The following is a 20,252-nucleotide window of genomic DNA, read 5'->3' as shown; positions in this document are numbered from 1 at the left end:
TTAATAAGGGGTTTAGTTGGTGCTCATTCGTTTTGCTGCAGACTCGACGTAGCTTGCCATCTCATCGACGTCGCAGACGTCTTCAAAGCGGACGGGCTTGGACTCGAGCTCGGCAAGTTGTGCCGGGGCGACCGTATCGGTGGCCTGCTCGAGCACACGCATAGCCTCAAAATCATCCTCGGGAACGTCGAGGCCCAGAGCGTCGCAGCAGGCGCGCGGGAACTTGTAGGGGCTGGCGGTCGAAAGCAGCACGCGGGCCTTGGCGCCCTCGGCGGGGGGGACTTTTTCAAAGACGTGATAGCCGCAGGCGGTGTGCGGGTCAATCACGTAGCCGTTTGCGTCCCAGCAGCTCTTGATGGCAGCGCGGACTTCGTCCTCGCTGGCCCAGCCGCAGCCAAAGACGCTCTGAATCTTTGCGAGCAGATTGGCGGGCACTTCGTAGCGACCGGTCTGTGCCAGCTGCTCCATAAGGCCGGCAACGAGCTCGCAGTCGCCGTCGGACAGGAAGTAGAGCATGCGCTCCAGGTTGGAGCTGATAAGGATGTCCATCGACGGCGAGATGGTCGTGAAGAACGGACGGTTGCGGTCGTAGACGCCGGTGGTCAAAAAGTCGGCCAGCACGTTGTTCTTGTCGCTTGCGACGACGAGCTTGGCGACGGGCAGGCCCATGCGCTTGGCGTAGTAGCCGGCCAGGATATCGCCAAAGTTGCCGGTCGGCACGCAGAACTCAACGGCGTCGCCGGCCTCGATAGCGCCGGCACGCAGCAGCTGCGCATAGGCGGCAAAGTAGTAGACGACCTGCGGCACTAAACGGCCGACGTTGATGGAGTTGGCGCTCGAAAGCACGGTGCCGGCGGCCTCCAGGCGCTCGGCAAGCTCCTTATCGGCAAAGATGCGCTTGACGGCGCTCTGGGCGTCATCGAAGTTGCCGCGGATGCCGCAGACAGCGACGTTATCGCCCTCCTGCGTGGACATCTGCAGATTCTGCACGCGGCTGACTTTGCCCTCGGGATAAAAGACGGTGATGCCCGTGCCCGGAGCATCGGCAAAGCCGGCGAGTGCAGCCTTGCCGGTGTCGCCCGACGTGGCGGTGACGATCATGATGCGCTCGGCGCCGCCGTCCTTGGCGGAGGTGCGGGCCATGAGGCGGGGGAGCATTTGCAGGGCGACGTCCTTGAAGGCGCTCGTGGGGCCGCCAAAGAGCTCCATTACATAGGTTTGAGGGGCGTCGGCGCCCGGTGCGGCGTCGAGTTTGACGAGCGGCGTGACCTCTTCGCTTGCAAACGTGCCGCGGTATGCCTCATTCACACAGGCCGAAATTTCTTCGGGCGTGTAATCATTCAGTAACATTCCCAACACATCTTGAGCGATTTCAAAGTACGATTTATCGGCAAGTGTGCTGATATCGAGCTGCTGGGTGCCAAGCTCGTCCGAGACGAACAAACCCCCGTCGGGAGCGATGCCGGTGCGGATTGCTACCTTACTTGAGCACGATAAAGTGCGTCCTCGTGTACTATGATAAGTTCCCATATAACACTGCTCCTCGGATGCCTTGGTCCCAATCGGTGAACCCATGGTATCAGAGCGCGCAAAACAGGTTTGCAGAGGCTTTTAGAAAGGTAACCTCCACGCCATGATAAAGATTGCCAAGTTTGGCGGCTCGTCGGTCGCCGACGCCGAACACTTCAAGAAGATCAAGGCCATTGTCGATGCCGACCCGGCCCGCCGTTTTGTGGTGGTTTCCGCCTGCGGTCGCCGCTTTAAGGGTGACACCAAGGTGACTGACCTGCTCTATCTGGTTAACGCACACGTTAAGTATCACGTGTCGTGCGAGGAACTGCTCGAGGACATCGGCCAGCGCTATTTTGATATCGCTGACGAGCTGGAGCTCACCTATCCCATCCGCGAGGAGTTTGCGGCCTTTGCCGAGCGCGCCCGCTCGGGCGGCTACTCCACCGAGGAGCTCGTGAGCCGCGGCGAGTACTTTACCGCCCGCCTGATGGCCGAGTACCTGGGCCTGCCGTTCCTGGACGCCGCGACGGTCGTGGCGTTCCATCACGACGGTACGCTCAGCATGAACCGCACTTCCGAGCTGGTGCAGGAGTATGGCCAGCAGGGCGGCTTTGTCATGCCCGGTTTCTACGGCGCGACGCGCGAGGGGCAGATCAAGCTGCTCGACCGCGGCGGTGGCGATATCTCGGGCTCGATCCTGGCCAAGTGCCTGGGTGCCGACCTGTACGAGAACTGGACTGACGTCTCGGGCTTCTATTCTGCCGATCCGCGTATTGTTCCCGAGGCTCAGCCCATCGCGCGCGTTACCTACGAGGAGCTGCGCGAGCTTTCGTACATGGGCGCGAGCGTTCTGCACGAGGAGGCCGTGTTCCCCGTGCGCGAGGCGGGCATTCCGCTGGTCATCAAGAACACCAACGCCCCGCGGGATCCCGGCACCATCATTAGCGAGACCGCAGACGAGGGCGAGGCGGAGCCCATCATTACCGGCGTGACCGGCAAGCGCGGCTTTGTCGCCATCAACGTGGCCCGCGACCGTACCAAGCCCCGCGTCGGCTTTATGCGCCGCGCGCTTTCGGTTTTCGAGCGCTATGACGTTTCCGTTGAGCATATGCCCACCGGCGTCGATCGCTTTGGCGCCGTGGTGCAGGAGCAGGATGTGCGCGATTCGCTGTACTCGCTCGTGGGCGACATTCAGCAGGAGGTCGAGCCGCTCGAGATCGAGGTTGTTGAGGGCCTGGCGCTCATCGCGACCGTCGGCCGCAACCTGCGCGGCCGCGCCGGTATTTCCGGCCACCTGTTTGGTATGCTCGGCCAGGCCGGCGTGAGCGTGCGCATGATTTCGCAGAGCTGCGACGAGATCAACATCATTATCGGCGTCGAGGAGAAGGACTTCGACCTGGCGATTCGGACCATTTACCGCGCCTTCTCCGACGAGAACGGCATTGTAAAGGTCTCCGACCTGGAGGCTTCCGCGCCGGTCGATCCCGCCCTGGCCGCCTTCCGCAAGTAACGACCATCCCGGTAGATTTTTGGGACATGCCTAAAAATCTACCGTAGGGCGTTTCGTTTCGGTTTCGTTTCGACGGGGCGGGTTTCATGCCCGTCCCGTTTTTGTATAAACTGGGCAAGAAAAACCAGCCTGCTCGGCGTGCGGGCAAAAGCCACAACCTTTAAAGGGGGAAGCATGAAACAGTACACGGTTGCTATTTTGGGCGCGACGGGAGCCGTGGGCACCCAGATGCTCGAGTGCCTCAACGAGCAGGAGTTTCCGGTTGGCAAGCTCAAGCTGCTAGCGAGCGCGCGCTCTGCGGGCAAGACCGTTGAGTTCCGCGGCGAGCAGATCGTGATTGAGGAAGCTTGCCCCGAGGCCTTTGAGGGCTGCGACATCGTGCTCGGCGCCGCCGGCGACGATATTGCGAAGGAGCTACTGCCCGAGGCCGTCAAGCGCGGCGCCGTCGTGGTCGACAACAGCCACGCCTTCCGCATGGATCCCGAGGTGCCGCTGGTTGTGCCTGAGATCAATGCCGACGACATCAAGTGGCATCACGGCCTTATCGCCAATCCCAACTGCGCGACCATCATCGGCCTGGTTCCTACGTGGCCGCTGCATCAGCTCGCCGGCGTGAAGCGCATGATCGTCTCGACGTATCAGGCGGCTTCGGGTGCCGGCGCTCCCGGTATGGCCGAGCTCGAGGCTCAGCTGGCCGCCCTGGGTCGCGGCGAGGAGATTCCCGAGCCGCGTGCATTTGCCGCCCAGCTGGCGAGCAACCTGATTCCGCAGATTGGCGGCGTCAAGGAGGAGGGCTTTACCTCCGAGGAGATGAAGCTGCAAAACGAGGGTCGCAAGATTATGCATCTGCCCGAGCTGCGCGTGAACTGCACCTGCGTGCGCGTGCCCGTGCTGCGCTCGCACTCCGAGAGCATTACGCTTGAGTTTGAGCGCGACATTACGGTTGAGGAGGCCCGTGCTGCGCTGGCTGCCGCTCCCAGCGTCAAGCTGGTTGACGACATGAGCGCCGAGGATGCACACGACCGCTTCCCCATGCCGATGGATACGTCCGACCAGGACCTGATTTGGGTCGGCCGCGTGCGTCGCGACATCTCGAACCCCGAGGCCGCGCGCGGTATCACCTTCTGGTGCTGCGGCGACCAAATCCGTAAGGGCGCGGCAACCAACGCCGTCCAGATCGCTAAGCTGCTCTGCGAGTAGTTTGACCTGTCCGGCGGGGGCCGGGCTTGGTTTTCAGAACGTCCTCGACCATGTGTGGCGCTCCTATTTGGCAAGGTGTTTTTTAGAATCCATTTTGCGCTCGGCCTCGAAGGCTTGCCTGTCCCAATCGAGCGGAAGTCCGGCCTCGACCCATGCCTCGTAGGCCCTCCTTATGGGCCTGAGCTCCCTTTGGCCCCTCTCCAGCATCGAGATGTACTTCTCGCTGGTTCCCAATATGGACGCCGCCCTCACCTGGCTGACCTTCGCCGCGCGCCTGGACGCCACGAGCTCCGAGGCGTCCTCGGGCCTCCTGATCTCGTGCGGGTGCATCAGCGCCCGGTACGCCTCCCTGGCCACGTAGCGCTTGAGGCACCTCATGACCTCCCTGTCGCTCTTTCCCCGCCCCCTGGCCCTCTCGGCGTACTCGGCGGTCTCGGGGTCGCGCATGACCCTCTGCCTCGCGATCTCGTGCAGCGCGCTGTTCGCCTGCCGGTCGCCGCCCCTGTTGAGCCTGTGCCTCACGGTCTTGCCGCTCGAGGCGGGGATGGGGCAGGCCCCGCATATCGCCGCGAACGACGCCTCGGAGCGCAGCCTGCCCGGGTTGTCCCCGGCCGCGACCGCGAGCTTGGCCGCGCTCACGGGCCCGCACCCGTACATCGCCAGCAGCGCGGGGCAGTTCTCCTCCAGGGACGCCTCGATCGCGCGCTCCATGTCGAGCGCCGCGTCGCGTGCCGCCTCCCACAGGTCCGCCAGCGCGCCGAGCGCGGCGCCCAGCGCGCCCTCGGCGCGCACGGAGGGGAGCTCCTCCATCAGCCTCGGCCCTCCCATGCCGCGGAACCTCGACCTGAGCCCCTCCGGCGCGGTGGTGAGCAGCGACCTCGCGGTGTTTATCGCCGAGGTCCGCGCCTTCACCGCCCCGGAGCGCGCCGCGAGCATGCAGCGCACCCCGTCGACCCACCCGTCCTGGCTCTTGGGGGTCCCGAGCTTTGAGCCGGACATCGCCGCGCGGGCGGCCCTCTCCGCGTCCGCCTCGTCGCACTTTCCCTGCCCCGGGCGCCTCCTCTGCATCCTCGCCGGGGAGAGCGCCTCGCGCACGGGCATCCCCAGCGACGCGAGGTGCCTGGTGAGGCCCGCCCCGTAGGACGACGTCCCCTCCATCGCGACGCAGGCCGGCTCCCCGGCCGCCGCGATCGCCCCGGCGAGCGCCTCGTAGCCCGCCGCGTCGGCGGGGAACTGGCGGGACAGGACCTTGCGGCCCCTCCAGTCGAGGACGCACAGCCAGTGCGAGTCGGCGTGGGTGTCGACCCCGCAGAAGACCGGCCCGCGGGCGCCGGGTGTCGATTCGGTTCTCATGTCTCGCTCCGTTCTTTCCGTGCTCGCCTGGACCGGGCAGACGGCACACTGACGGGGCGCGATAGAATGCGGTTGTTCGGGTCCGCGGTATCGCTCCATGCTCCTATTAGGTCATGCGGCGGTCTCGGCTCGCCGCGGCCCGCGCGGGACATGTCAGGAAACGAGGGCAGCCCTGTGGGCGCCAGCGGAATGTGGGGTCACCGCGCGGTCCGCATCTGATGGTGTCGACGTCAATGGTATACGGGCGCATCATCGACGTCTTCAATACAGACAATATCAGTGCGGAATGTTCTGAAAACCAAGCCCGGCCCCCGCCTGCGGTGACGCTGTTGCGAGCGCTCTGCGATGGGGACGTTGTTGGTTGGGGCCGCTGGGCTGATGTGGGGGCGCGTGGTTGTTGCGGGCTCTGGTCCCGGCGGCGGCCTCGGCGCTTCGCGCCTGCCGCCTGGGTCTACTGCGGGGCCGTGGCGGCAGCGGCGGCGCTTCGCGCCTGCTGCCTGGGGTGACTTTGGGCTTGGTGCGAATTGAGGTCTAATACTTTTCCCGTGAAGTGAACGACCTTATTTGGACCCCCGAAGCATTGGCATATTTTGACCGCTATTTCCTGCGGTTTTGCAGCGCGAATCCTGCGGTTTTTTGGTCTAAAGGTGTGGATGCTCCGGGGCTTCGTTTTTACTCGTTCACTTCTCGGGAAAGTATTAGAGCTCAGCTGGCGGGGGTACCGCCCTGGCGTCGAAGCCCCGCGTCTTCTTCGCTTGATTGGGAAAAACAGCCTCGCTGAAGTAATTGCGAGCCCGCCCGGACGTATCTGCGGAGGTTGTCTGCACAGTTCGCGGTATTATGTTTGCTGAGTTTTGAAAGGAGCCGCTGGTGGTCACGACGACGTTTGCCTCGCCTTTGGGCGAAATCTTGCTTGCCGCTGATGGCCGCGGTCTGACGGGGCTTTGGTTTGAGGGACAGGAGCATTTTGGCTCCACGCTTCTCCGGGAAGACTCCGAACATGTTGAAGGCGCCGACGCGGTTTCCGGTATTGGTGGCATGTCGTCGGTGAGTCCGGCAAATGGTGCGGCCTCTTCGGTGCTTGAGCGTTCCTGGGCTTGGCTGAATGCTTATTTTGCAGGGCAGGAACCTCGGTTTACGCCGCCGTTGCATATGATCGGTACGGCGTTCCAGCGTGAGGTTTGGTTTGAGCTGCTTTCTATCCCACGTGGCGAAGTCGCTACGTATGGCGAGATTGCCCAGCGTATTGCGGCTCGACATCGTGTGCCGGGAAATGAAGCGCCCGCTGTGTCTCCTCGTGCGGTGGGGGCTGCGGTCGCGCGTAATCCCATTTCGATTATTGTGCCGTGCCATCGCGTGGTGGCGGCCGACGGATCGCTCAACGGATATGCCGGTGGGCTCAATCGCAAGGAGTGGCTGCTTCGGCTTGAGGGCGCGTACGAGGAGTAACGCCAAGGCACTTTGCATAGCCAAGACGCCCTGAAAGAACGAGTCGCCGTCCTTTCGCGGTCGGCATGCGTCCAAGTGCTCAGCATCTGCGCCTTAAGTTTGGCTAAGCCATATTCTGCGCATTTAAAAACGTGCAGGTTGAGCAGCTAGGGCTGCGCTAAGGCAGCTGGCGGTGCGCTATCATCGGCAGTATCGAAACCTGTATAGCCGTGCGCCAAAGGAGCAACTATGAAGCTGATGCTTGCCGAGGACGAACCTGGTCTCTCCCGCGCCCTCACCGCGATTCTTCAACATAGCGACTACGAGGTCGACACCGCCCTCGACGGCTTGACGGCGCTCGAGAATCTACTCACCAACGATTACGACGCCGCAATCCTGGACATCATGATGCCCGGCATGGACGGCATCGAGGTGCTCAAGCGTACACGCGCCGCCGGAAATCGACTGCCCATCATCATGCTCACGGCAAAAAGCGAGGTGTCCGATAAGGTCGAGGGCCTGGATGCCGGTGCCAACGATTACCTGACCAAGCCGTTTGCCGCCAAGGAACTGCTTGCGCGTATTCGTGCCATGACGCGCGCCGCGACGGCAATTGACGCCACGACGCTCAGCGTGGGTAACGTGCGCCTCGACACGGCGGCTTGCACGCTTGTGGGACCCTAGGGCGAGGAGCACCTGGCCAATCGCGAGTTTCAGCTTATGGAACTCTTTATGCGCAACGCCGGCACGCGCATGCCCACTGAACGTCTGATGCTCGAGGTTTGGGGTGAGGACGCGCCCGAAGGCGCCAACGTGGTGTGGGTCTATATCTCGTACCTGCGCAAAAAGCTGACGGCGCTTGGTGCCAACGTTGCCATTCGCGCGTCGCGTAACCAGGGCTATTCGCTCGAGGTTGTCGAGGAAGGCGAATAAGCGTGAGCGCGAGCGCGTGGTGCAAGCGCATGACGGAGTGGTTTCACGCCGCCTCGAGTAGTACGGGGCGGGCTAATTCTGTTGACGCATTGGGCCGCCGTCTGCGTCGCAAGTTTATCCTCGTTGCCATGGGCGCCGTGACCGTGGTGCTCACGCTTATCATCGCCGGCATCAACATCGTCAATTATTCGCATGTCTGCAAGATGGCCGACGCTCGCCTGGACTATATTCTGGCGGGCAAGGACGGTATCGATTGGGGGGACGAGCCTAAAGCCGAGCCCGCTAATGGCAAGGATGCCGGCGATAGCCAAGCGGGCGTTCGCATCAGACACTTCGAAGGCATGACGGCGGAGTCTCCCTTCGACACGCGCTACTTTACGGTGACGATTGACGCCGGACAGGTTGCCGATGTCAATACGGCCCGCATTGCCGCGGTTGGTGCCAAGCGCGCCGCCAGTATTGCCGCAAGGCTGCATGCCAAGGGCTGGACCTCGGGCTTCTCTGGCAATTATCGTTATACGACCGACGTCCAGGACGACGAGATCACCTATGTGTTCGTGGACTGCTCGCGCGAGCTTGCAAGCTTTCATTCGTTTTTGAGCGCGAGCGTGGCGATCAGTTGCATTGGCTGGCTGGCGGTGCTGGCAATTGTGGCGGGTGCCTCGGGCGCGGTGATTCGACCGATGGTCGAGAGCTACAGCAAGCAAAAGCGCTTTATTACCGATGCGAGCCACGAGATCAAGACGCCGCTGGCTGTAATTGACGCCGCCAATGAGGTACAAGAGATCGAGAGCGGCGAAAGTGAGTGGACGCAGAGCATTCACGAGCAGGTTGCGCGGCTGACGGCGCTCACGGAACGTCTAGTGTTTTTGGCACGTATGGACGAGGGCTCGGCGGGCTTTACCATGACATCGATCGATCTTTCGGAGGCCGTGGACAAGGCTGCGGCGCCGTTTGAATCGGTGGCGGTTTCGCGCGGCAAGCGTCTGTCGACGTCGATTGCGTGCGGCGTGCGGGCCCATGCCGATGCTGCGGCGGTGGCGCAGGTGGTTGAGCTGCTTCTGGACAACGCCACGCGCTATGCGAGCGAGGGCAGCGTGATTGAGCTGAGCCTGCGTGCCGTTTCGCGCGTTCAGGGTAAGGGCGCCACCGAGCTTGTCGTATCGAACGCCGTGGACGAGCTGCCCGAAGGCGACCTAGATCGATTGTTCGACCGCTTCTATCGTGCGGACGTGTCGCGCAGCTCCAAGACGGGCGGCTCGGGCGTGGGCCTATCCGTGGTGCGTGCCATCGCCGAAGCCCATGGCGGCTCCGCTACCGTATCTGGCCACGACCATCAGATCACCTTCACCGTCCGTCTCTAAAACCTGCAAAAAGGGACAGGTTTGTTTTGGCAGGTTTTATCTGTGCAGACGGCAGCGGAGGCTGGCGGTGATCGGCGCCATGAACGCCACCGACCCAAATAAACGCACCTCTAACTGCTAAAATATGGACATCGTTGTTCGGCTCCCGAAGGAAAGGAGACGGTCATGCAGTACGAGATCGGCGGAGGGGCTTTCCCGGTTGTTACGTGCAACCTTAGCGACGGCGAATCCATGATCACCGAAAGCGGTGCCATGGTCTGGATGACCCCCAACATGGAGATGTCCACCTCGGGCGGTGGTATAGGCAAGATGTTCTCTAAGGCTTTTTCGGGTGAGGCGTTGTTCCAAAACATTTGGACCGCGCACGGCGATGGCATGATTGCGTTTGGCTCTTGCTTCCCCGGCCGCATTATACCGATCGAGATTGGCCCTGGTAAGAGCTGGATTTTGCAGAAGCGTTCGTTCCTTGCCGCGGAAAGTGGTGTTGAGCTGAGCATCCACTTTAACAAGAAGGCAAAGACCGGCGTCTTTGGCGGCGAGGGTTTTATCATGCAAAAGCTCACGGGCTCGGGTATTGCCTTTGCCGAGATCGACGGCGACCTAGTTGAGTACGAGCTTGCTGCTGGCCAGCAAATGATTGTAGATACCGGCAACGTGGCCGGCTTTGAGGAGACGGTGAGCATCGACGCGCATATGGTCAAGGGCGTCAAAAACATCATGTTTGGCGGTGAAGGCGTGTTCAACACTGTGCTCACCGGTCCGGGGCGCATCTGGCTGCAGACAATGCCCATTTCCAATCTTGCGGCAGCAGTGGCTTCGATGACCAACAACAATAACTAATCGTGTATAGGATGACGCGCGCGGCGGGCCCGGCCTGTCGTGCGCGTTTTTTGGTGGCAAACGCCCTGTTTATCGGGTGCGGCTGTGCTCCTGCAGCGCATAGATCGACTTATCCATGTTGAACAGGTAGGCCACGACGCAGACAATAAAGAACGTCGGCAGACTGCTAAAGCCAAAGACCTCGCAGCCAATAAAGATGGGCGCGAGCAGCGTATTGGTGGCGCTGCCAAAGACGGCGGCGTATCCCAGCGCGGCGCAGAGCTCGACGGGCATGCCGAGAATCCCGGCGAGTACGACACCCAGGCTGGCTCCGATGGAGAACAGCGGCGTCACCTCGCCACCCTGATATCCTGCGGCAAGCGTGGCGATGGTGAGTACGAATTTGAGCGCCCAGTCCCAAAGCATGATCGACGCCTCACCGTTGTCACCCAGTGCCGCGGATATCAGGTTGGTGCCAAGGCCGCAGTATCGCCCCTGCCACAGCGCGAACAGAATCGCCGACAGCGCAAGGCCCATAACGGCAACGCGTATGTAAGGGCTGGGGAGCAGCCGCGCTGCAAGGGTCTTGGCATGGGCAAGGCACCAGGCAAAAGCTCCACCTACCATACCAAACGCGATACCCAACAACGCCAGTCGTCCAAGACCGGGGAGGTCGAGCGCATACGAGGCGGTAACGGCGACCTCAAACTTCTCGAGCCCCAGAGCGCCGGAGGTCATGCTTGCGGCGAGCGAGGCTGTAAGCGCGGGAAACAGCGCGCGGTATTCCATGCGTCCTGCGACCAGTACTTCGATCGCAAAGACCGTGGCGGCGAGGGGCGTTCGGAAGAGTCCGGCAAAGCCGGCGGCCATGCCGATAAGCAAAAACGTGTTGCCGGGTTCTCGGAAAGGTAGACGTCGGCCGATCCAATGCGAGACGGTTGCGCCGATCTGCACGGCTACGCCTTCGCGTCCCGCGCTGCCGCCAAAGAGATGCGTGGCCCACGTGCTCAGCATAATGAGCGGCACCAGACGCGGGGAGATGGCGTCCTCGCGTCCGTGACCTACGTCGAATACTAAGTTCATGCCCCGATCGGTGCCTTTGCCCCAGGTGAGGTAGGCAAATACGATGGCCAAGCCCATGAGGGCGAGGAAGGGAAGGAGCAGTACGATGTGCTCGTCACGGAAGGCGCCGATTGCCAGGAGCACACGACCAAAAAGGGCACTGATGGCGCCAACGATAACGCCGATAGGGATTCCGACGGCGCCCATGAGCACGAGACCGCTATAGGTGTTGACCAGGCGTTTGATTCTGCTCGAAGCGCTGCTTTCTGACATTTTGCTTTTCGACACTTGCTCTCTTGATAGAAAAAGAGCTGGAGTTGCGCATCGTTGAGAGGCTTTCCAGCTTTAGCAAAACAAACTTATAAGATGCGACGGGCCGCGTCAAGATAATTACCGGACGGCCTAGGAGGCGGCTGGTTGGCCGGCTTAAAACCTAGCGCGTGAAATGACGCCCCACGCTATTCAGCGCGCTTGATAGGATGACGAACCACGGTCTTAAGTTTCTCCGGTGCGCATTTGCGTGGATCGGAGAGATAGATTTCGTGATGTAAACGGGTGTCTGAGAAGTCGGGAACATAGCCCAGCTCGGTCGTGTATTCATGCATAGCGTCTACGGTCGCCGGTTCGTTGTCGTAGGGCCCGGTGTGCATGCATTGAACGCAGAGACCCTCGTCAACTTTAAGCAGTTCGACGGCGGAAAAGTCCAGTTTCTTTTTGGTCGTGGCTTCCGCGACTGCCCAGTCAAAGTCATCTCGGGTGACGAAATCGGGCAGGCGGATGCACGAGATAAAGTTGAAATTGTCCTTGCGTACATAATCGATGCCGCCGCTCGGGGACTCTTGCCACCAGAAACCCTCGAGCGGCGGTACCACAAAGTCGAAATAGCCCTCGATACTCCTTGAGCCTTTCTTCGACATCTTGACGGTATAGGCGATGCCGTAAAGTAGCGGCAGGGCGTTTTGATACTCGCCACCTTCGGTATTTGGGTCGCCCTTTCCGCGAACGGCAACGTAGCTCATAGGCGGGACTGTTACGATGCTCGGCTTGCTTGCAGGTTTGTAGAGCCCCTTGCATTCCTTCTTAAAGTCGAACGCCATGTTGGCCGCCTTTCTGCGTATTGGCCTGCTTAGATAGTTGAATCATATCATAGAAACGAACAGCTGTTCGAATGATTTGGCTGACAGATTGAGATGCGTGCGTTGTGTTTGGCGGTCGGCCTGACCCCGTTGATGATTTCTCGGCCTCCCCGGCGCCCTATCTATAGCTGCCGTTTCCCCATATAAAACCTGCCAAAATAAACCTGTCCCTTTTTGGTAGGTGGGAAATGGGTAATACTAAAGAGTTATCCGACCAGATGGGAATTAATCGATGGCCTATATCGAATTCAAAGACGTCATCAAGGCATACGGCGAGGGCGACGCCCGCATCCACGCGCTCGACGGCGCGAGCTTTACGGTCGAGCGCGGCGAGCTCGCCATCATTCTGGGCGCTTCGGGCGCCGGTAAAACGACGGCGCTCAACATCTTGGGCGGCATGGACACGGCAACTTCTGGCACCGTGACGGTGGACGGGCGTGACGTGAGCTCTGCCAACGAGGCTCAGCTTGTGGAATACCGCCGCGCCGACGTCGGCTTTGTCTTTCAGTTCTACAATCTGGTCCCTAACCTGACGGCGCTTGAGAACGTCGAACTCGCGGCGCAGATCTGCCCCGATTCGCTCGATGCCGAGCAAACGCTTCGCCAGGTTGGCCTGGGCGACCGCCTCGCTAACTTTCCGGCGCAGCTTTCGGGCGGCGAGCAGCAGCGCGTATCCATCGCCCGCGCGCTGGCTAAGAACCCCAAGCTGCTTTTGTGCGACGAGCCCACGGGCGCGCTTGACTACAAAACCGGCAAGCAGATCTTGCAGTTGCTACAGGACACTTGCCGCAAGCAAGGCATTACGGTCATCATCATCACCCACAACTCTGCGCTGGCGCCCATGGCCGATCGCCTGATTCGCTTTAAGAATGGTCGCGTGGAGAGCGAGACGGTCCAGCAAAATCCCGTGCCTATCGAGACGATCGAGTGGTAGCGCCCATGGACCAGGACCGCCAAAACAGCCAGCGCCGCGACGCGCAGAACACGGAGCGCGAGCAGGATTTTACGACCTACCGCACCGCCCAAAGCTCAAACGATATGGTGCCGACGGTTTTTCGCCGTGGCATCTACCGTACAATCCGAGGCAGTCTTAAGCGCTTCTTGTCCATCGTGGTCATCACCGCGCTCGGTGTGAGCGTGATGTGCGGCCTCAAAGCGGGGTGCGAGGACCTGTGCGATTCGGTTGACGCTTACTTTGACCAGCAGAATGTTTATGACATTAATGTGCAGTCGACCTATGGTCTTACGCGTGACGATCTTGCGGCCATTCAAGAGGTCGACGGCGTCGAGACGGCCGAGGGTATCTACACCGAGACCGCCTACACCGCCGTGGGCACAACGCGCGAGCGCGTGGTCGTGCAAAGTTTCTCCAAGGAGAATATTGACCAACCGGTGCTAGTACACGGCGAGCTGCCCGAGACTTCGGGCGAAGTGGCAGTGACCTCACGTTTTTTGAAGGCTTCGGGCAAGAAAATCGGCGATACGGTGAGCTTTGCCGCCAACGATGCGAGCTCGTCGAACCAAAGCGCCAAGGACCAGTTTGCCGATGGGGACTACACCATCACGGCAGAGGTTCTCGATCCCACCGACGTGAGCTCCGACTCGACGGTCAACGCCTTCCGTGCCGCCTCGGCCGCGGACTACAAGTTCTACGTGAGCGAGGATGCCGCGACGTCGTCGTCCTATTCCGCGATTCACGTGGTCGTCGAGGGAGCCAAGAGCCTCAACTCCTATTCGGATGCCTACTCGGCAAAGATCAATGAGGTCAAGGGCAATATCGAGAAGATCCGCGAGGAGCGTGAGAAGGCGCGCGCTCAGGAGTTGACGGTCGACACACCGGCGAGCTTGGACGCGGCTGAGCGTCAGGCGGATATGGTCTTTGGGATCGAGCAGGACAACATCAACCGCATGGCCGAGGGCAGCGACGAGCGTGCGCAGGCGCAAGCCGACCTGGACCAGCGCCGTGCCGCCGCCGGCCAGCAGTTTGCCGATGCCCGCGCCGAGCTCTCTGACCTGGGCGAATGCACCTGGTACATCCAGGACCGCGGCAATATCGCAAGCTACTCGAGCGTCGAGAGCGATAGTTCCTCAATCGAGGCCATCGCCACCGTATTCCCGTTTATCTTCTTTATCGTCGCCGTGCTCATCAGCCTCACCACCGCCACACGCATGGTCGAGGAGGAGCGCACGCTCATTGGCCTGTACAAGGCGCTCGGCTACTCGCGCGGGCGCATCCTGTCCAAATACGTGGACTATGCACTGTGGGCGTGCCTGATTGGCGGCGTGCTCGGCAACGTCATCGGATTCGTGGGCCTGCCGCTGTTCTTGTTTACGGTGTTCGACGACATGTACTCGCTGCCCCAGATGCTGCTTTCGTACGACATCGTGTCATCGCTCGTATCGGTGGCGTTGTTTACCGTGGGCGTGGTGGGCGCCACGATTATCGCCTGCCGCCACGAGATGGCCGAGACCCCGGCCTCGCTCATGCGTCCCAAGGCCCCGCGCGCCGGCTCGCGCATCTTGCTTGAGCGCATCGGCTTTGTCTGGCGTCGCATGGGCTTTTTGAACAAGGTGGCAGCGCGTAACCTGTTCCGCTACAAAAAGCGTGCCTTTATGACCATCTTTGGTATCGCGGGATGCACGGCGCTCGTGATCTGCGGTATGGGTATCCGCGATACGTCGGTGGCGCTTTCGCCCAAACAGTACGGCCACATCACACGCTATGACCTGCTGGCGGTCGCCAATCCCGACGATTTTTCGCAGACGTGCGCGGCGTTGGATGAGCGCAGTGCAGCCAAGGATTCCAACGTGACCGTGACTTCGACGCTGCCGATTATGACCGACAACGTCACCTTTACATTTGGCGGCAAGAGCGAGACCGTGCAGCTGATCGTGGTGCCCGATGACCGCACGGGTGACTTGGGCGATTACGTGCGCCTGGAGGATGAGTCCAAAGAACCGCTCGCCCTGCGTGACGGAGATGTGTATCTGAGCAAGAGCTCACAGCTGGTGCTGGGGATCAAGCCGGGTGACACGGCACACGTCCAGGATTCGTCGCTCAATGTTGCCAAGGTCAAAGTCAGCGACATCTCGCTCAACTATCTGGGCAATACGCTTTACATGACGCAGAGCACCTATGAGCGCGCGTTCGGTCGAAGTGCACGCCTTAACGGCGTCTTTGTGCTGCTTAAGGGTTCGTCGGCTGACCAGATTGCGTTTAGCAAGAAGCTTAAGAGTGACGGTTGGCTCACAATTTCGAGTACGTCCGAGCATTGGGAGAATTATGAGGCCAACTTCACCATCATCAACTCGGTCGTGGTGCTTGTGACCTTTATGGCGGCGTGCCTGTCGTTTGTGGTGGTGTTTACGCTGTCTAATACGAATATTTCGGAGCGCGAACGCGAGCTGGCGACCATCAAGGTGCTGGGCTTCCGCCGTGGCGAGGTGCATCACTACGTCAACAAGGAGACGTTGATTCTTACGGCGATCGGAGCCGCGCTGGGCGTACCGCTGGGTGGTGCGCTGGCCGAGAGCTTTACGTACATCTTGCAGATGCCGTCATTGTACTTTGACGTCGAAGTCGAGCCGCTGAGCTACGTGCTTGCCGTGGTGCTTTCCTTCGGCTTTACGATCATCGTCAACCTCGCTACCAATCGCACCCTCAATAAGATCGACATGGTCGGCGCCCTCAAGAGCGCCGAGTAGCCTGCCAAAAAGGGACAGGTTTATTTTGGCAGGTTTTATCGGGGCAAACGCCGGACAACCATTAGGTGGCCCGGCGTTTGCCCCGTCAAACGGGCTTTCCATTTGCCTTTCATTCTATTTGGTTTTCGCTCGCAGGCGTGGATGAGAGGCTCTCTTTGGCCTTCGAGATTGGGCTTGTATGGGTCGTATGCCACAAAATGGGCCTATCTACTACGTTTGCTACCACACCCTCGACCGTGACAAAGATTATGAAATTAAAACCGCAGGTAGAGGGCTTGCCAGTTTTCGGAAAAGGCGGGTATGGTCGGCCCTCTCGAGTTAAACGTAGTAAATAGGCCCTTTTCTTGGCGCGCGGTCAGCTCAATGCTAATCTCCGTGCCGGAACTGACCCAGTTGTTTGTAAGTTGCGGTGATATACGGACTGTTTGGCGCTTTGGAGCTTCAAAACAGTCCCTATCTCACCGCAACTTAGGAGAAGGGCGGGGGCGGTTGGGTGCTGGTGGGTCGGAGCGTGTTAGGCCTGTTTGCGGTGCTTCCATTGTTTGCGGCACCAGCGCATGAGCGCCTTTATGACGGGAATCGTGATGAGGATGATCCATGCAGGATGGGGCTGTCCCAAACAGAGCCACATGTAGAGGAACCAAGCGATGGCGGCTGCCGGGTAGATGGCCTCGATCAGCTTAGACAGGTGGCGCCGATCGATGAAGTCACCAATCGCGTAGTAGACGGGAACCAGAAAGACGAGGAAAAGCCCCATGCCCCATGTGCCGTAGACAATGCCGAGCACCAGATAGGCGAGAGTAACAAGTGCGGGGAAGGGGAATTTGTTCCATGCACGTCCGACCTTGGTGTGGAAATGCTTGCCATGATGGTCGAGCTTGTCGTGTGCTTCCTTCCAGCTGGAAAACGTTTCGCCGTCGATGGTGACGGTGCCGTCGTCATTGGTGCGCACGCTATGTCCATCGTCCTCAAGCGTATCGATATGCACGCCGCCCGGCCCCACATGCACCTCTTCGCCCTTGCGCTCGTTGGTCACATGGATGCCGCTCCAACCAACATGGACTTCCTCGCCCTTATTGGGATCAATGACGTGGATACCGCGCGCGAGGGAAATGTCGACAAGTGGTTTGTCGCCGCAATCGGCGTGCTCGGCAGAATCCTCAGCCTCGTCAGCCACATCCGCCGTCTCGGTGTCGGCGCTACCGTCCTCCAGGTCGTCGGCATCGTTGGCCGCCTCCCCATACAGCAGCTCATCCAGCGACACGCCATACAGCGCGGCGAGCGCAATAAGGTTATCGGTATCGGGCGAGGATTCGCTGCGCTCCCATTTACTGACAGCCTGACGACTCACACCCAGCTGGGCGGCAAGCGCCTCCTGAGAAAGCCCGGCAGCCTTGCGGCGATCGACGAGGCGCTGTGCCATCGCAAGATCCATGGTGGTTCCTTTCGTTTGATGGTCGAATCGAATGAGCCGAGTATGCCGAGAACAACCGGTAGCGACCACCATTTCTAGTTAGAATCTGCCCCAACCCTACCGCAACTACCGGTAGCAACCCCTAACGACCAGCCATTTTAGGACAAATGTCAGTGCAAGTAGCAGCCAAGAGCCCCCACTCAGTAAGTTGCGGTGGAATAGTTTTTGGATTCAGCCATTTGCGGACTAAGCAGGAACTATTTCACCGCAACTCAATTCCAGCCCAGGCACCCGCAGCAAGAAGACGAATAGCCCCGGCGAGTATGTAAACGCAGGGCCCTCCGACCCCGCCCGACGATTTCGATTGGCGACCTTTGACGGAGTCAAGGGAGGAGCCAAATCGAAATACGTCGGGCGGGGTCGGAGGGCCCGATGGGGTGGATTCCAGCCGAGGCTATTCGTCGCCGAAGCTGATGCCCAACGCCTTGGCCTCGCGCACCAGGTCGCTCTGGGGGTCGACATATTTGAGCTTGCCGGCGACCTCCTCGAGCGGCATGTGGCACATCTTGCCGTCACGCAGGGCAATCATGTAGCCAAACTCGCCGCGTAGGCACCCCAGTGCCGCCTCGACGCCGCACTGGGTCGCAAAGATGCGGTCCTGGGCGTCGGGTTGGCCGCCGCGCTGCGTGTGGCCGGGGATGGCGACGCGGGCCTCGCGACCAGTCTTGGCCTCGATCTCCTTGGCGATGTCGTAGACGATCGACGGACTCGTGCGCTCGGCGAGCTTTTTCTTGTACTCCTTCTTGGGCAGCGCCGCGTCCTCCTTGGAGATAGCGCCCTCGGCGACGGCTACGATGGTAAAGCGGCTGCCGGTCTCCATGCGATGCTCGATGGTCTTGATGACGTTGTCCATGTCGTAGGGGATCTCGGGAATCAAGATGACGTCCGCGCCGCCCGCGACGCCGGCATACAGCGGAATCCAACCGACCTTGTGGCCCATGATCTCGATGACAAACACGCGGCCGTGACTCGAGGCAGTGGTGTGGATGTCGTCGATGCACTTGGTGGCGACGTCGATGGCGCTCGTAAAGCCAAACGTCAGCTCGGTGCCCCAGGTGTCGTTATCGATGGTCTTGGGCAGGGCGATAACGTTGAGGCCCTCTTCGCGCAGGCGGTTGGCGGTCTTGGTGGATCCGTTGCCGCCCAGCATAAACAGGCAGTCGAGCTGCAGCTTGTGATAGGTGTGGACCATTGCGGGCACCTTCTCGACGCCGTCGGCCTCGGGGATGTCGAGGCGCTTGAACGGCGTGCGGCTCGTGCCCAGGATGGTGCCGCCACGGGTGAGGATGCCGCTAAAATCGGCGGGCGTCATGACACGGAACCTGCTGTAGATAAGGCCCTGGTAGCCGTCCTCAAAACCATAGATCTCGATAGGCTCTTCGCTATTGGTTATAAGCGTTTTGACGATGCCGCGCATGGTGGCGTTGAGCGCTTGGCAGTCGCCGCCACTGGTAAGAAGACCGATCCTAAGCATGATGAATCCTTCCGGGCAAGTTATAACATGCGCATAAGTTTACCCCCGCACACTGTTGATACGGGGGTAAAACGTGTTAGCTCAAGCGTATGGAAATGTAAGCAACGCCAGGGAACGTAAGGTCGACGGGCCTGGCTCCTTACAGTGCGAAGGCATCGACGTTGCCCCAGTGGCGGCGCAGCGTGATGGCGGCAGCGGGCTCGGTATTGTCAAAGACGACCGACCATTGCGTATTGCTGGTGATGTCTTCCGGATTGGGCTCTTGCGCCACAGCGCGAAGGGCCTTCCAAGCGACTGCCTCGTCTTGGGCGCCGGCATGGGCGTCGAGGACATCGGCGATTGCGACGGCGCGCTCTTTACCATGGCCCAGCTCGCCATTCTTTTGGTTGGGCAGCACTTCGTCGCCATAGCAGGCGTAGAAGTTCGTGACCTGGCGTACGGGCGTCGCCTTGCATGCACGGTCGGGATCGCGCGGATCCCACTCCACCACCCGCGCGTCACCGGCGGCGTCGTTGATAAAGAAGTGATAGTCGCGTCCGGCCATGGCGTGCATGTCGTAGGCAGAAAGCAGGTCGACGGCCTCCTGCGTGGTGGCCGCGCGGTCGAGCACCAGACGGATGGCGAGCGAAGTGTTGATGACGGGGCGTTGCGTGTCCTGGTCACAGGGCTTGGAATCCAGAGTGAGTACGGCAATGGACACGCCGCATTTGTTAACACCGTCGAGCTGGGCAAACGGGCCCATGAGTGCGGCGGCACGTCCGACGACGGAGTCAAGCGGAGTGTTATCGCCCAGGTTGTTAAGGGCGGCAAACCCGATGGAGGCATAGCCGCCGCGTGGGTGATTGCGCACCAGCAGCGCCGAGGTGTCGTCCTTAAAGTCGTAATTGCGACCGGTGCGCACGCGGCCTTCGGCATCTACGGCGGCAAAAGCGCTGCAGGCAAACTGGGGCGCCTGGACATGTGCCGGCGCACCGGGCAGCACCTGCGCCACCACGGCATCGATGTAGGCCTGGTCGTCGCACACGCCAGCGGCGATGATGCGATCAAGATCGTAGTCGTAGGCGATGTCGATTGCGTACAGGTCATAGCCATCCGCATAGTCGGTCAAGCGTTTGAGCGACGCGACGGACTTGATTTGCTTGCGGTAAACGATGCCGGTGGCAGCGGCAAGGCCGACGGCGGCTCCCGCGACACCGCAGGCGATGGCAATGTTACGTGGCTTCATGACGGCTCCTCTCGTCCTGTTAGCGCAATTGTCGCAAAAGGAGCGCGGGCATGATGG

General features: G+C 60.6%; 16 protein-coding genes. 9 read left to right on the top strand and 7 right to left on the bottom strand.

Translation table 11 applies throughout. From position 1 onward, the window contains the following. Nucleotides 1-12 precede the first annotated feature (12 nt). A complete protein-coding gene (gene thrC, locus DW850_RS00320) occupies nucleotides 13-1,530 on the bottom strand; it encodes a threonine synthase (protein WP_117785918.1) in 1,518 nt (505 codons plus the stop codon). A 103-nt stretch (nucleotides 1,531-1,633) separates the two neighbouring features. Between thrC and DW850_RS00315 the strand changes: the two genes are divergently transcribed. Together DW850_RS00315 and DW850_RS00310 are read left to right on the top strand one after the other, a co-directional pair. Further along, nucleotides 1,634-3,022, top strand: coding sequence for an aspartate kinase (locus DW850_RS00315; protein ID WP_117654959.1), 1,389 nt, complete (start codon nucleotides 1,634-1,636; stop codon nucleotides 3,020-3,022). A 174-nt stretch (nucleotides 3,023-3,196) separates the two neighbouring features. Then, on the top strand, nucleotides 3,197-4,222 hold the full coding sequence (locus DW850_RS00310; RefSeq protein WP_117785917.1) for an aspartate-semialdehyde dehydrogenase: 1,026 nt from the start codon (nucleotides 3,197-3,199) through the stop codon (nucleotides 4,220-4,222). Between the two features lie 63 nt (nucleotides 4,223-4,285). Here the strand turns inward: DW850_RS00310 and DW850_RS00305 are convergent, their stop codons facing one another. After that, on the bottom strand, nucleotides 4,286-5,575 hold the full coding sequence (locus DW850_RS00305; protein ID WP_158565199.1) for an IS110 family transposase: 1,290 nt from the start codon (nucleotides 5,573-5,575) through the stop codon (nucleotides 4,286-4,288). Between the two features lie 870 nt (nucleotides 5,576-6,445). Here DW850_RS00305 and DW850_RS00300 point away from each other — a divergent pair. The 5 genes from DW850_RS00300 to DW850_RS00285 all read left to right on the top strand — a co-directional run bounded on the left by DW850_RS00300 (nucleotide 6,446) and on the right by DW850_RS00285 (nucleotide 10,140). Continuing rightward, nucleotides 6,446-7,024 (top strand): methylated-DNA--[protein]-cysteine S-methyltransferase, encoded by a 579-nt coding sequence (locus DW850_RS00300; RefSeq protein ID WP_233540575.1) that lies wholly within the window; start codon nucleotides 6,446-6,448, stop codon nucleotides 7,022-7,024. 228 nt (nucleotides 7,025-7,252) lie between these two features. Then, on the top strand, nucleotides 7,253-7,687 hold the full coding sequence (locus tag DW850_RS10245; protein ID WP_199575442.1) for a response regulator: 435 nt from the start codon (nucleotides 7,253-7,255) through the stop codon (nucleotides 7,685-7,687). A 12-nt stretch (nucleotides 7,688-7,699) separates the two neighbouring features. After that, nucleotides 7,700-7,936, top strand: coding sequence for a winged helix-turn-helix domain-containing protein (locus tag DW850_RS10240; protein ID WP_255415223.1), 237 nt, complete (start codon nucleotides 7,700-7,702; stop codon nucleotides 7,934-7,936). A gap of 2 nt (nucleotides 7,937-7,938) precedes the next feature. Then, nucleotides 7,939-9,300, top strand: coding sequence for a sensor histidine kinase KdpD (locus tag DW850_RS00290; protein WP_117785914.1), 1,362 nt, complete (start codon nucleotides 7,939-7,941; stop codon nucleotides 9,298-9,300). A 165-nt stretch (nucleotides 9,301-9,465) separates the two neighbouring features. Then, on the top strand, nucleotides 9,466-10,140 hold the full coding sequence (locus tag DW850_RS00285; RefSeq protein WP_117648272.1) for a TIGR00266 family protein: 675 nt from the start codon (nucleotides 9,466-9,468) through the stop codon (nucleotides 10,138-10,140). A gap of 69 nt (nucleotides 10,141-10,209) precedes the next feature. On the opposite strand, the gene DW850_RS00280 is transcribed toward DW850_RS00285, so the two are convergent. Then, nucleotides 10,210-11,454: a chloride channel protein gene (locus DW850_RS00280; protein ID WP_117785913.1), complete on the bottom strand. Its 1,245-nt coding sequence runs from the start codon at nucleotides 11,452-11,454 to the stop codon at nucleotides 10,210-10,212. A 185-nt stretch (nucleotides 11,455-11,639) separates the two neighbouring features. After that, a complete protein-coding gene (locus DW850_RS00275) occupies nucleotides 11,640-12,278 on the bottom strand; it encodes a GyrI-like domain-containing protein (RefSeq protein WP_117785912.1) in 639 nt (212 codons plus the stop codon). A 271-nt stretch (nucleotides 12,279-12,549) separates the two neighbouring features. Here DW850_RS00275 and DW850_RS00270 point away from each other — a divergent pair, with 271 nt between their 5' ends. Then, nucleotides 12,550-13,251 (top strand): ABC transporter ATP-binding protein, encoded by a 702-nt coding sequence (locus DW850_RS00270; RefSeq protein WP_117563856.1) that lies wholly within the window; start codon nucleotides 12,550-12,552, stop codon nucleotides 13,249-13,251. 5 nt (nucleotides 13,252-13,256) lie between these two features. Beyond that, on the top strand, nucleotides 13,257-16,022 hold the full coding sequence (locus DW850_RS00265; protein WP_233540574.1) for an FtsX-like permease family protein: 2,766 nt from the start codon (nucleotides 13,257-13,259) through the stop codon (nucleotides 16,020-16,022). Between the two features lie 514 nt (nucleotides 16,023-16,536). Here DW850_RS00265 and DW850_RS00260 read toward each other — a convergent pair. The 3 genes from DW850_RS00260 to DW850_RS00250 form a co-directional block, all read right to left on the bottom strand. Beyond that, on the bottom strand, nucleotides 16,537-17,457 hold the full coding sequence (locus tag DW850_RS00260; protein ID WP_117785911.1) for a helix-turn-helix domain-containing protein: 921 nt from the start codon (nucleotides 17,455-17,457) through the stop codon (nucleotides 16,537-16,539). 433 nt (nucleotides 17,458-17,890) lie between these two features. Further along, nucleotides 17,891-18,970, bottom strand: a complete 1,080-nt coding sequence (locus DW850_RS00255) for a 6-phosphofructokinase (protein WP_117785910.1) — start codon at nucleotides 18,968-18,970, stop codon at nucleotides 17,891-17,893. 139 nt (nucleotides 18,971-19,109) lie between these two features. Next, entirely contained in the window at nucleotides 19,110-20,195 is a 1,086-nt protein-coding gene (locus DW850_RS00250; protein ID WP_117785909.1) for a carcinine hydrolase/isopenicillin-N N-acyltransferase family protein, read from the bottom strand. Between the last annotated feature and the right edge of the window lie 57 nt (nucleotides 20,196-20,252).

The organism is Collinsella sp. AM36-4AA (genome assembly GCF_003467795.1).
Classification (GTDB): Bacteria; Actinomycetota; Coriobacteriia; order Coriobacteriales; family Coriobacteriaceae; genus Collinsella.
This window is presented reverse-complemented; position numbering and strand designations above follow the sequence as displayed.